The organism is Rhizobium sp. BK275 (assembly GCF_014193555.1).
GTDB lineage: Bacteria > Pseudomonadota > Alphaproteobacteria > Rhizobiales > Rhizobiaceae > Rhizobium.
On the sequence record NZ_JACHZL010000002.1, the window covers coordinates 628,820 to 641,744 of the forward strand.

A 12,925-nucleotide genomic window follows, 5' to 3' on the forward strand; every position below is an offset into this window, starting at 1 on the left:
ATGACGACAGCCACGCGCTACTTCAAGATCGGCCCCGCCCGTCTTTTCGTCCACTTCTGCGTTCTCGTCATCGTCATCATCTGGCTGGTGCCGACGCTTGGCATCTTTGTCAGCGCGCTGCGCGACAGGGACCAGATCACCGTTTCCGGCTGGTGGACCGCCTTTGCCGGCTCCACGCAGACTGTGGCCGCACGCCTCGGCACGCCCGACCAGCAGAAGCAGGAAGGCGATATCTTCGTTATCACAGGCAATGTGCTGGCAGACCAGCCGGGCCGCTCGGTCAAGGCCTTCGGCATACGCGTGCAACAGCCTTCGGCCTTCGAGGCCGGTCAGACCGCCGATCTCGGTGACGGCGCAAGCCTGCTCATCAACAGCGACGGCAGCTACCGTTACATGAAGAATGTCGCCTTCGCGCCCGACGAACGCCCGCGTCGCATCTATGTCGCGGCATCGGCTCCGCCGGAATTCACACTGGCGAACTATAAAACCGTTCTGACGAGCGAGGGCATCGGTCAGTCCTTCATCAATTCGCTGACGGTGACCATTCCGGCGACCATCATCCCGATCCTGATCGCCGCCTTCGCAGCCTATGCGCTGAGCTGGATGGAGTTTCCGGGCCGCGCGCTGCTGATTGCACTCGTCGTCGGCCTCATCGTCGTGCCTCTGCAGATGTCGCTCATCCCGCTGCTGCGCCTCTATAACGAGATCGGCACAGCGATCGGCCAGCCGTCGAAGACCTATCCCGGCATCTGGCTGGCACATACGGCTTTCGGCATGCCGCTCGCCATCTATCTGCTCCGGGCCTATATTGCCGGCCTGCCCAAGGAGATCATCGAATCCGCCCGCGTCGATGGCGCCAGCGACTTCGAGATCTTCACGCGCATCGTATTGCCTCTGTCCTTCCCCGCGCTCGCCTCCTTCGCGATCTTCCAGTTCCTGTGGGTGTGGAACGACCTGCTCGTCGCCATGGTCTTCCTCGGCACCGACAAGGATCACCTCGTGCTGACGGGAGCGCTGAATGCGCTGCTCGGCTCACGCGGCGGCAACTGGGAAATCCTGACGGCGTCAGCCTTCGTCACCATCATCATACCGCTGCTCGTCTTCTTCGGGCTGCAGCGCTATCTGGTGCGCGGCCTGCTGGCGGGATCGGTCAAGGGAGGCTGATCCATCCCAAGACGTAATTTCAAACAGGATATTCCATGAGCGTGGCTTCCCAATCCATTCTGACCGCCGACAAGGACTGGTGGCGCGGCGCGGTGATCTATCAGATCTATCCGCGCTCCTACCAGGATTCGAACGGTGACGGCATCGGCGACCTCAAGGGCATCACCGCCCGCCTGCCGCATGTGGCAAGCCTCGGGGCTGACGCGATCTGGATTTCGCCCTTCTTTACCTCGCCGATGCGGGACTTCGGTTACGACGTTTCGGACTACGAAAACGTCGATGCGATCTTCGGCACGCTTGTCGATTTCGACACGCTGATTGCTGAAGCCCATCGCCTGAGTATCCGCGTGATGATCGACCTTGTCATCTCGCACTCGTCCGACCAGCATCCATGGTTTGTCGAAAGCCGCTCGAGCAAGACCAATGCCAAGGCCGATTGGTATGTCTGGGCCGACGCCAAGCCGGATGGCACGCCGCCGAACAACTGGCTGTCGATCTTCGGCGGCTCCGCATGGGCGTGGGATCCAACGCGCATGCAGTATTACATGCACAACTTCTTGACCTCGCAGCCGGACATGAACTTGCACAATCCGGAAGTGCAGGACCGACTGCTCGATGTCGTCCGGTTCTGGCTGAAGCGTGGCGTCGATGGCTTCCGCCTCGATACGATCAACTTCTATTTTCACGACAAGCTCTTGCGCGACAATCCGGCGCTCGCTCCGGAACGCCGCAATGCGTCGACGGCTCCGGCCGTGAACCCCTATAACTTCCAGGAGCACCTCTACGACAAGAACCGCCCGGAAAACCTCGAATTCCTGAAGCGTTTCCGCGCGGTTCTCGAGGAGTTTCCGGCAATCGCTGCGGTCGGCGAAGTTGGTGACAGTCAGCGGGGTCTCGAAATCGTCGGCGAATATACGTCCGGCAACGACAAGATGCATATGTGCTACGCCTTTGAATTCCTGGCGCCCGATCCGCTCACGCCGGAGCGCGTCGAGGAAGTCATGAAGGATTTTGGTGCGGCGGCTCCCGATGGTTGGGCCTGCTGGGCCTTCTCGAATCATGACGTCATGCGCCATGTCAGCCGCTGGGGCTCGCTGGTTGCCGATCACGATGCCTTCGCCAAGCTCTATGCGTCGCTGCTGATGACGCTGCGCGGTTCGGTCTGCCTCTATCAGGGCGAAGAGCTTGCCCTCACCGAAGCCGATCTCGCCTATCAGGACCTGCAGGATCCCTACGGCATCCAGTTCTGGCCCGAATTCAAGGGCCGTGACGGTTGCCGCACACCAATGGTCTGGGACAGCCAGGTTGCCCAGGGCGGCTTTTCGACGGTGAAACCCTGGCTGCCGGTGCCGGTCGAACACATATTGCGCGCCGTCAGTGTGCAGCAGGGCGACGAGAATTCCGTGCTCGAACACTACCGCCGCTTCATCGCCTTCCGCAAGCTGTACCCGGCTTTCGCCAAGGGCGAGATCGAGTTCGAGGATCCGCAGGATGACGCACTGATCTTCACGCGCGAATACGGCAATGAGACGCTGCTCTGCATCTTCAACATGGGACCGGCAGAAGCCAGTGTCACCCTGCCTGCGGGCGAATGGCAGGCTTTGACGGGCCACGGCTTCAACAGCAACAATTACGGCGACAGGATCGATATTCCGGCTTGGGGGGCGTATTTCGCCCGCCTCGCTTAAGGATCAGGAGGGGAGAGGAAAATGACTGGACTGACGCTTAAGGATATCCGCAAATCCTATGGCTCCGTGGACGTGCTCCACGGCATCGACCTGGAAATCAACCAGGGCGAATTCATCGTTTTCGTCGGCCCCTCCGGCTGCGGCAAGTCGACGCTTCTGCGGATGATCGCCGGCCTGGAAAACATCACCGGCGGCGAGATGTATATCGACGGCATGCTGGTCAACGACGTGCCGCCCTCCAAGCGCGGCATCGCCATGGTGTTCCAATCCTATGCGCTCTATCCGCACATGACGGTCTTCGACAACATGGCCTTCGGCATGAAAATCGCGGGCGAAAGCAAGCAGGAGATCGACCGCCGCGTGCGGGCAGCAGCAGACAGCCTGCAACTGACAAAATATCTCGACCGCCTGCCCAAGGCACTCTCCGGCGGCCAGCGGCAGCGCGTGGCGATCGGCCGAGCCATCTGCCGCAACCCGAAGGTCTTCCTTTTCGACGAGCCGCTCTCGAACCTCGATGCGGCACTGCGCGTTGCGACCCGCATCGAGATCGCGCGGCTCAACGAGCAGATGGCCGACACGACGATGATCTATGTCACACACGACCAGGTCGAGGCGATGACGCTCGCGGACCGCATCGTCGTTCTCTCGGCCGGCAATATTGAGCAGGTCGGCGCGCCGCTGGAGCTTTATGAGCGCCCGGCGAACCTTTTCGTTGCCAAGTTCATCGGCTCTCCAGCCATGAACGTCATCCCCGCAACGATCACCGACGCCGGTGAGAACACGACGGTGACGCTGACTGGCGGAAAGTCTGTGACGCTCGATATTGCCACAGCGGCTTCCGAGAAGGGCAAGCAGGCAAGCTTCGGCGTTCGCCCGGAGGATTTGCGCGTCGCGGATCCCAACGAGGATTACCTATTTGAAGGTGAAGTCTCGATCGTCGAGGCGCTCGGCGAAGTGACGCTTCTCTATATCGAAGGTCTTGTTCAAGGGGAGCCGATCATCGTCAAGCTGCCCGGCATCTATGACGTGAAGAGGGGCCAGAAGATGCATTTCGTCGCCGACAGGCAAAAGCTGCACCTCTTCGACGCGGCGGGTCACACCTATAGAGCTTTTCCTGGTTAGATTGCGGCATTCTGCCGGAGCATGGTTTCGTCAGGGCAAAGGCTGATCGAAAAGGGCATACCTCAAGGTAGGTCCGAGCCGATAGCCTTTAATCCTGGCGGAAAGATGCTTGGCCCACCGGCCGCACCACTTCGCATGGCGAAGCGACATGTGCGTCCGGCGTTTCAAAGTCTTGCAGATTTGCTGCGCAAACCTGCGGGAGGGTTGACTGAAGCGGGCCGCCTGATCAACCGTCGGCTTGGCCATAGATCTAGGCTACAACGCACGCCGGCTGAAGGCGGATAGATCGGGTTCGTCACCTGCGTTCGAGATGAGTGAGATCCTTATAGGCGAGGAGAGGGCTTGGGTCGCATTTCCCGATCACCGGCGTGGTTCGCGCCGGGCCTTTCCAGTGGGGAGTTACTTATTCCGAACCTTGTTCCACCATATCGTTGAACTATAGGAAAGCCATACCGGCTTTAGGGATGTTGCGCCGCTTCTTTTGCGGCGCATCACCTTGTCAGCGAACTTCTTCGTCAAATTTTTCCGTATGATGACACTAAGCTGGGCGCCGTTTCGGCAGGCTTGACCTCCACGGTGCTGCCATCGGCAAAGGACAGTGTCAGCGCACTGCCCAGGAAGAAATCGACCGAGATCCCATCGTTCTCGTTGCCGTCGAATGAGATCGTTGCCTTGTTGTCGCTGATCGTCACCTTGGTGTTTGCCGCAGTGAAGCCTTCGCCCAGTTCGAGGGTCGACGACGATCGCAGAAGAGTAATGGAGTCTTGTCCATCTCCGATTGCAAATTTGACAGTAGAGCCAAGATTTGCCTGATTGCCGCCAATCGTGATTTTGTCGTTACCGGCTCCGGCAACTATCGTGTTTCCAATCCCGGCGGAGATCGTATCGTCGCCGGCACCGCCGTTCACGGTGTTGCTGATCCCGATAAAGAGCGTGTCATCGCCGTCGCCGCCATCGACCGTGCTACCGGAGCCGACAGAAATCCTATCATTGCCTGCTCCGCCGTTGATATTCATGAGAAAGCTGCCGCTGATATCGTCGTCGCCGGCGCCAGCATTCACCGAGCTGTTCGGCCCGGCCCGTATAACGTCGTCCTTGTCGGTGCCGGTAATGTTCGAGAACACACCGCCGACGATGAACCGTCCGCCATTCTGAAGCAGAATGCTGGTGATCTGGTCTTCGGCCTGCTTTAGCGGATCGGGACGCACGTCAGAAATGGATGATAGAATCTGGCTGGCGGCTGACTGCTTTGTAGCTGCCGCTGCCGACTTGGCGGAACCCTTAAGCAGGGCTAGCGCCGTTGAATTGCCGGAAGCCGTGGAAGATAAAACGGAAACCATGATGTCCTCTCTGTTGAGCACCCCCTCATGAGGCGGCGTTGGAGATCGTCATCATGACGAACGTGAGTCATTAAGTATCGTCAGAATGCAACGGCAACATTAATATAATATTGATATGCAATCGCCGCGCGAATAAAAGTCGCCGCCAAAACCTTATTGGCGGCGACCTCTCCATCACTTCAAGCCCACAGGAAATCCGTACCGTCGATTGCGGTTGGGGCTACACCATTCAGCAGCGCGAAGGTGGATGCAGCGCCTGTGGCGACGAATTCAAGCAACGCTGATCCATTGTAGTTGTACAGGTTGATCCCTGCTATGGACGTTCCGACGCCGATCTTGTCTACCCCATCCACATAGTCATAGATGATATCGGTGCCTTCGCCGACCTGGAACCAGAACTCGTCCGTGCCATTTCCACCATGCAGGTCATCATTCCCGATGCCGCCGTAAAGTTTGTCATTCCCGTCGTCGCCGGAAAGGTAGTCATCGCCGCCATTGCCCCTCAACGTATCGTTGCCGGCGTCGCCGAACACCGTTTCAGCGAGCCCTCCGCCGATGTAGGTTTCATTGCCGATCGTGCCCTGCATCTGGGTGATGTTGGTCATCGAAACGACGGACGAGAAATCAACCGTGCCCTGGAAGAAGACATAGCCGGGACCGCCGCTGGTATTGTCGAGCGCCTCGATGCTGCTGAGCGAATTGACCATGATCGCCGTCCAGGAATAGCCGGACGTCGGCAAGATACGGATCGTGTCATAGCCGTCCCCCCCGAAGAAGTTGTCCCAACCGTTGTTGAGGCCGCCTGCGGGGCTGAGGTCCATATCGCTGCCGGAACCTCCGATCTCAAAGATATCATCGCCGAGCTCACCATAGAGGTTATCGTTCCCGCGCCCGCCATTGATATAGTCGCCGCCGTCGCCGCCGAAAACCGTGTCGTTGCCGTTATAGGCATAGATCAGGTCCGGGCTGCTCGTTCCCGAAAGTGAATTCGCACTATTTGTGCCGGTTATATATGCCATTCTTTCTTACTCCTTGAAGTTTGGGATGGGCATCGACAGCCCTGCTCATCGTTGCGAAGAGATATTTCCTCGCTCGGATATTTTGGGGCTATCCCACTGCCGGGACAGCCGATTGGCTAATCGTGGCGGAAGACGCGAGCGGCATGATCGCGAATTGGCTTGATGAGATACGACACCACGGTACGATCGTCGGTCCGGACAAAGGCTTCTACGGGCATGCCCGGTATGAGCCTCAAGTCATGAAGGAGGCTCAGTTCTGATGCCGGAATGGAAATAGCCGCCCGGTAGAAGCTGACGCCCGTCCTGTCATCGGTCTCTAGGTCCGCCGCAACCCGCAGGACGGAACCTCTCAGATCAGGTGTCGTGTTCCTGTTGAACGCCGTGAATTTGAGGGTTGCGGGCTGGCCCGGTGCGACCTGGTCGATGTCCTGAGGGGGGATTCTGGCCTCAACTGTAAGCAGGCTTTCGCGCGGAACGATCTCCATCAGCGTCTCGGCCGGAGTAACGACGCCACCGATGGTATGAACCGAGAGTTGATGGACGGTGCCTGCGATCGGCGCCTTTACATCGATATGCTTGAGCTGGTCGAGCGCAGCCACTTCTTGCCCGATCAACTCGGATTCTTTGCTTTCGATGTCCCGCAACTCGGTTGCCACGTCCGCCCGCATGGTTTGATCGACCTGAAGCAACTGCAACTCGATTTCAGCGATACGGCCCTTCGTCGCTGCGATTGATGCGATGAGCTGGCCGCGCTCGCCCTCAAGCCGCGTGGCATCGCGTTCGAGGCTGTTGACCCGGTTCATCGAGGTGAGGCCCATGTCAAAGAGTCGGCGTTGACCCTCCAGCTCCTTGCCAATGAGCGCGATCTCTCGTGTTTTGGCTTGCTGCTGCATATCCAGCCCGGAGATCTGCTCCCGGAGTTGTGCGGTCTGTTCGCGCAATCTCGCCTTCTGCCCGTCACGTGCCGCGGCGCGGTCCTGAAACACTCTCCGTTCCGTCGCCATTGCGGCTTCGGCCTGTTCGGGCGAAAGCCGCTGATGCAACTCCAGCGGGGTCTCCACATGCCAAACTCCGTCAAGTTCGGACTTGAGACGGGCCTTGCGCGCATAAAGCTGATTCAGGCTGGCGGAGACGGCCGCAAGGTTGGAGCGCGTGACCGTGGCGTCGAGGCGAACGACAACTTCGCCGGCCTCGACGACTTGCCCTTCCCGTACCAGTAGTTCGGCGACAGTGCCCCCAACCTGATGCTGAACCTTCTTCACGTTGCCTTCAACGACGAGACGCCCCGAGGCGATTACGGCGCCGGAAAGTTCCGTCGTCGCCGCCCAGCCACCGAGCCCACCGCATAGGAGGCCGACCGTGGCGAGGCCGGCGACCAGATGCCGACGCAGCGACCGCGAGAGGGAATGAACATCGTCTGGTTTCGGGCGGTGGGAGATGGTACCGAGCCGCGTAACGCCACGCATATCTTATGCCCCCTCGCCATCAATGAGCGTCAAGGCCGGGCCGGGGGCTGAACGCAGCGGCTTTGGTTGACGTTGCTGGATCGATTTGAGAATCGCATCACGAGGTCCGAAACCCTTTGCGACGCCGTTTTCCATGACGAGCAGAAGGTCAACGAGCGCGAGAATATTGCTTCGATGAGCGACGATCAGCACGATCCCGCCGCGGGCGCGGACGCCTGCTATGGCCTTGGCAAGGGCAATATCGCCTTCTCCGTCAAGGTTAGAATTCGGCTCGTCCAGCACGACCAGGAAAGGGTCGCGATAGAGAGCGCGAGCGAGCGCAATTCTCTGGCGCTGGCCGCCCGACAGATTGAGACCGCCATCGCCGACCTCTGTCTCATAACCGTTCGGAAGTCTGACAATCATGTCATGGACACCGGCGGCCTGAGCTGCTGCGACAATCGCAGCGTGGTCCGGCTCAGGTTCCAGGCGCGCAATATTGTCCGCGATGGTACCGGGAAGGAGATTGGAGCTTTGAGGCATATAGCCAATATGCCTGCCACGTTCGTCATCCGGCCATTGATCAAGGCTTGCGCCATCCAGACGGACGGCTCCCCGTGCCAAGGGCCAAACGCCTGTGATCGCCCGTGCCAACGTCGATTTTCCGGAAGCGCTCGGTCCGATGATACCGACAACCGTTCCTTGATCAGCGCGAAACGTCACGCTCTGCACGGTCATGCGGCGGTCGCCGGGCGGCGACGTGAAAACCGCATCAACCGTGAGCGACGACGACGGAGGAGGAAGCGTGGTCCGTGATTGCTCCTGGGGAAACAAGAGCATCGCCTCTTTCAGCCGAAGCCAAGCCTGCCGTGCGGCCAAGAGGCCTTTCCAGTTGCCGATGACTTGTTCGATCGGCGATAGCGCGCGGGAGACGATAATCGAGGCAGCGACGATTGATCCAGCCGACATGTCTCCCTGGATCACCAGATAAGCGCCGAGCGCCAGCGACCCTGATTGAACAATGTAACGTACAGTTTTCGACATCCCCGAAAACAGACCGGCGATATCGCCTATCTGACGCTGGATAGTCGTGTAATGTCGGTGTGCCTCATCCCATCGCGTCGCGGCCCGGCTCGTCATTCCCATTGCGGCCATTGCCTCCGCATTGGCGTGCGAGGCTTCGCCAAAGCGGTTACGCCGCGCGACGGCTGTCGCGGCCTGTCTCGTCAACGAGCGGGTTCGCCAATCTGTCAGAACGGTCAGCCCTGTCAGAACGATCATGGCGCCAGCGGCAAGCCATCCGATCGTTGGATGTAACAAGAAGCAGACGGAGAGGTACACGGGGATCCAGGGGAGATCGAAAAGGGCGGCAAGGCCGGGACCGGCCATAAAAGCCCGTATCTGGTCGGCTTCCTGGGCAGGTCTCAACGCATCGCCGCCATTGCGTAGACGCAATGGCGATCCTGCAACGATGGCAAATACGCGCTGCGTGAGCTTCGCATCCAGCGTCCCGGCGATGCGATTCATCGCGCGGCCGCGGATGATGTCGAGAAGACCTGAAAAAACATAAAGACCGCCGGCAAGTAGCATCAAGGCGATCAGGGTGGGGATGCTACCGCTCGGGATGGCGCGGTCGTAAACCTCCAGCATGAAAAGCGGAGCGGTGAAGCCGAGAATATTGATGATTCCCGAAAAGACCGCTGCGCCGGCAATAGGCCATGAAAGGATTCCGAGAGCTCCGCCGGGAACTTCGCGATCGTGAATTGGCATGCCCGTCCCCGAAATTCTCATTCCTCTTTGAGGTAGAATTAAATCTTTAGGCGAATCTTTCTGGCATGCAATCTATGAGGAGTCATGTATTTTCGAGGTTAATTGTATGATTTTATACGCTAAGTGAGATTTTCTCAAAAATGGGTTTCTCCGAAATTTGGGATTTCATTCTTCCGTTCATCAAATCACAGGACTTATTTCGTCGAGGATCGTGCCAACAGAAAACGATAAATTCAGTAGAAGTAGAAAGCTGGCGTGTATCATTCCGCTTCTGAGAGCTTTGGCGGCAGCCTCAACTCTTGACTGAGCGCGTAAGCGCTGACGTGCGCGGGTGAGATGCATGCGTACGGTATGTATCGAAAGGCCCAGCCTCCTTGCGATCTCCGCATCCTTGAGTCCATTCAAGTAGAGTTGGAGGCATCGCCGCTCCTGACGGCTGAGTTGTTCGCCGCCAGTTGCGGGCTTTTTATCGTGAAGAGTTTGCAGTCCAGTCATGAATTTTCTCCTGCGCTACGGATGAGATGCTTTATTTGGACTACCGGAGATAGCATGCGCAATGCAACTTATGAATGACTATTATTCACGATCGTATCGTTAAACGGGCTTTCCGCCGGCGAAGGTGTAAAAGCTGAGCGCACGGGCGGAGGCAGTCGGTTGCGCCTCCCTGACGGCCGTCATGCCGAGGCACTGGCTGTCTTACCATCGGTCTTGGTCATGGCGCCTTTCCCTCCGGGGAATAGGTGACGTTGAACATCACCAGTCTGCCATGGCCGCCCTCTTTAGGAAATTTGCAGAACCTTCAGCACTCTACCCCCGCCAGCCGTTCGAACATCCGATTCCGTTTTGACCCAATAGAATGCTGCAAGCTAGCCAAGACAGAATCTAAGAAATGACCATCCATTTTTGGTGGAATCCTTCTTCCTGAGGCTGTGGAGAGGGAGGATTCTCACTTTCTGTTAAACATGCGGTGCTAGCCTTTTCCCAATCAAGACTGAGGGGACTAAGGCCATGGCCGCATCGAATCCAACACCTCCGAAATCGCACTTCCTGGCGAAGGAAGAATCTTTCATGTACGACCGCGAATCGCGGTTCAAGATGGAAGACACGATGAACGCGGCGCGCATCGAATATACGGAAAAGGGCGTCATGCACGCCGCCTCGCGCCGCTGCGATATCGTCCGTATATCCATGAGCAGCGCGATCCTCGCGATCCTCACGCAGTATACGCTGCCGAAGCAGTTCTATCTGGATATTCCGGACGCCCGCATTACCAAGGTGGGTTGCCTGCTGATGAAGACCTTCCCGAACAACACGATCGAAGTTCGCTTCCTGCGCCTGCTGACGCAGAAGGAGCTGAACAAGATCTTCGTCTACAGCACGCACCCGGCTCACAAGGATTATGTCCTCGATATCCGCGCGTAACAGTCTCGCGTCTCGCTGGATATGAAAAACCCGCGGTTCCGGCCGCGGGTTTTTCTTTTGCATCGATGAGGGGATGTCAGTGGGCGTGGAAGAGCACGCTGGCACCCTGGTCGGACGGGCCGACCGCATGGCGGAACGGCGCGAAGAGCTCGCGGCCCATGCCGAATTCATTGTCCGAGAGATCGATGGTCACAGGTTCGCGTTCGGCCATATCGGCGGCATCGACCAGAACTTCAAGCGTACCCCTGATGGCGTCGAGACGGATGATATCGCCGTCTTTGATACGCGCGATCGGCCCGCCATCGACGGCTTCCGGCGTGACATGGATCGCCGCCGGCACTTTGCCGGATGCGCCGGACATACGCCCGTCGGTGAGCAATGCCACGCGGAAACCGCGGTCCTGCAGTACGCCGAGTGGTGGGGTCAGCTTGTGCAATTCCGGCATGCCGTTGGCCTTCGGTCCCTGGAAGCGCACGACGGCAACGAAGTCACGATTCAGCTTGCCTTCCTTGAAGGCGTCCTGCAGCTCCTGCTGGCTATGGAACACGATGGCCGGCGCTTCGATGATATGGCGCTCTGCCTTGACGGCGGAAATCTTGATGACCGCCTTGCCGAGATTGCCGCGCAGCATCTTCAGGCCGCCATTGGCCTGGAAGGGCGTCTCGATGCTGGCCAGCACCTTCGGATCGTGGCTCTTTTCCGGCGAAGGCTGACGCACGACCGCGCCGTTTTCGCCGAGTTGCGCATCGACCGTATAGGCTTCGAGACCCTGGCCGAAGACGGTGCGCACATCGTCATGCACAAGACCCTGCTTCAGCAGTTCCTTGATCAGGAAGCCCATGCCGCCGGCTGCCTGGAAATGGTTCACGTCGGCAAGACCGTTCGGATAGACGCGGGCAAGCAGCGGGATCAGTTCTGAAAGCTCGGCAATATCCTGCCAGGTGAGCACGATGCCGCCGGCGCGTGCCATGGCGACGAGATGCATCGTGTGGTTCGTCGAGCCGCCGGTCGCATGGAGGCCGACCACGCCGTTGACAACAGAGCGTTCGTCGATCATTTCGCCCGCCGGCGTGAACTCGTTGCCGAGCGCGGTAATGGCGAGCGCGCGCTTGGCGGCCTCGCGCGTGAGCGCTTCGCGCAGCGGCGTGCCGGGATTGATGAAGGAGGAGCCTGGCATATGAAAGCCCATGATCTCCATCAGCATCTGGTTGGAATTGGCGGTGCCGTAGAAGGTGCAGGTGCCGGGGCCGTGATAGGACTTGGATTCGGCTTCCAGCAGTTCGGCGCGGCCGACCTTTCCCTCGGCAAACAGCTGGCGCACGCGCGACTTCTCGTCGTTCGGCAGGCCTGACGTCATTGGCCCGGCCGGGATGAAGATCGCCGGCAGATGGCCGAAGGAAAGTGCAGCGATGACGAGGCCGGGCACGATCTTGTCGCAGACGCCGAGGAAGAGGGCGGCATCGAACATGTTGTGCGACAGGCCCACACCGGCCGCCATGGCAATCAGGTCGCGCGAAAACAGTGACAGCTCCATGCCGGGCTGGCCCTGGGTGACACCGTCGCACATGGCCGGCACACCGCCGGCAACCTGGGCGATACCGCCGGCCTGCGCCGCCGCCTCGCGGATAACAGCCGGATAGGTCTCGAACGGCTGATGAGCCGAGAGCATATCGTTATAGGCGGTGATGATGCCGAGATTGGGCACGCGGTCGCCCGCAAGTGCATCCTTCTCGGCGGGGGAACAGACGGCGAAGCCGTGGGCGAGATTGGCGCAGCCGAGAACCGAACGGTTGACGCCTTGAGAGGCGGCAGCGCGCAGGCGCTCCAGATAGCGCTCGCGGGTCGGCTTCGAGCGTTCGACAATGCGATTCGTAATCGCAGCAATGCGTGCGTGAGCGGACATGGAAAATCCCTGCCTTGTTCTGGTTCGTCTGTATCTGTTCGCCGGCTCCGGC

The 12,925-nt window shown here is 59.1% G+C and carries 10 protein-coding genes; 4 read left to right on the forward strand and 6 right to left on the reverse strand.

Features of this window, described 5'->3' with window-relative positions:
* Genes FHT82_RS09010 through ugpC form a run of 3 tightly spaced genes read left to right on the forward strand, consistent with a single transcriptional unit; the run spans position 1 to position 3,974 of the window.
* The gene (locus FHT82_RS09010) at positions 1 to 1,164 is read left to right on the forward strand and encodes a carbohydrate ABC transporter permease (RefSeq protein WP_183728657.1); all 1,164 of its coding nucleotides are present in this window, start codon (positions 1 to 3) and stop codon (positions 1,162 to 1,164) included.
* A 35-nt stretch (positions 1,165 to 1,199) separates the two neighbouring features.
* Positions 1,200 to 2,852: an alpha-glucosidase gene (locus FHT82_RS09015; protein ID WP_183728660.1), complete on the forward strand. Its 1,653-nt coding sequence runs from the start codon at positions 1,200 to 1,202 to the stop codon at positions 2,850 to 2,852.
* A gap of 21 nt (positions 2,853 to 2,873) precedes the next feature.
* The gene (gene ugpC / locus FHT82_RS09020) at positions 2,874 to 3,974 is read left to right on the forward strand and encodes a sn-glycerol-3-phosphate ABC transporter ATP-binding protein UgpC (protein ID WP_183728663.1); all 1,101 of its coding nucleotides are present in this window, start codon (positions 2,874 to 2,876) and stop codon (positions 3,972 to 3,974) included.
* A gap of 515 nt (positions 3,975 to 4,489) precedes the next feature.
* Here ugpC and FHT82_RS09025 read toward each other — a convergent pair.
* The 5 genes from FHT82_RS09025 to FHT82_RS09045 all read right to left on the reverse strand — a co-directional run bounded on the left by FHT82_RS09025 (position 4,490) and on the right by FHT82_RS09045 (position 10,043).
* Positions 4,490 to 5,314, reverse strand: coding sequence for a calcium-binding protein (locus FHT82_RS09025; protein WP_183728666.1), 825 nt, complete (start codon positions 5,312 to 5,314; stop codon positions 4,490 to 4,492).
* A gap of 179 nt (positions 5,315 to 5,493) precedes the next feature.
* Positions 5,494 to 6,333, reverse strand: a complete 840-nt coding sequence (locus tag FHT82_RS30535; RefSeq protein WP_183728668.1) for a hypothetical protein — start codon at positions 6,331 to 6,333, stop codon at positions 5,494 to 5,496.
* Positions 6,334 to 6,449: 116 nt separating this feature from the next.
* Positions 6,450 to 7,799, reverse strand: a complete 1,350-nt coding sequence (locus tag FHT82_RS09035) for an HlyD family type I secretion periplasmic adaptor subunit (protein WP_183728671.1) — start codon at positions 7,797 to 7,799, stop codon at positions 6,450 to 6,452.
* 3 nt (positions 7,800 to 7,802) lie between these two features.
* Positions 7,803 to 9,548 carry a type I secretion system permease/ATPase gene (locus FHT82_RS09040; RefSeq protein ID WP_183728674.1) on the reverse strand — a complete coding sequence of 582 codons (1,746 nt, stop codon included), beginning with the start codon at positions 9,546 to 9,548 and terminating at the stop codon, positions 7,803 to 7,805.
* A 180-nt stretch (positions 9,549 to 9,728) separates the two neighbouring features.
* Complete coding sequence (locus FHT82_RS09045) at positions 9,729 to 10,043, reverse strand: helix-turn-helix transcriptional regulator (RefSeq protein WP_183728677.1); 315 nt, start codon at positions 10,041 to 10,043, stop codon at positions 9,729 to 9,731.
* A 513-nt stretch (positions 10,044 to 10,556) separates the two neighbouring features.
* Here FHT82_RS09045 and FHT82_RS09050 point away from each other — a divergent pair.
* Positions 10,557 to 10,970: a hypothetical protein gene (locus tag FHT82_RS09050; protein ID WP_183728680.1), complete on the forward strand. Its 414-nt coding sequence runs from the start codon at positions 10,557 to 10,559 to the stop codon at positions 10,968 to 10,970.
* A 76-nt stretch (positions 10,971 to 11,046) separates the two neighbouring features.
* On the opposite strand, the gene edd is transcribed toward FHT82_RS09050, so the two are convergent.
* Positions 11,047 to 12,873 (reverse strand): phosphogluconate dehydratase, encoded by a 1,827-nt coding sequence (edd, locus tag FHT82_RS09055; protein WP_183728682.1) that lies wholly within the window; start codon positions 12,871 to 12,873, stop codon positions 11,047 to 11,049.
* Between the last annotated feature and the right edge of the window lie 52 nt (positions 12,874 to 12,925).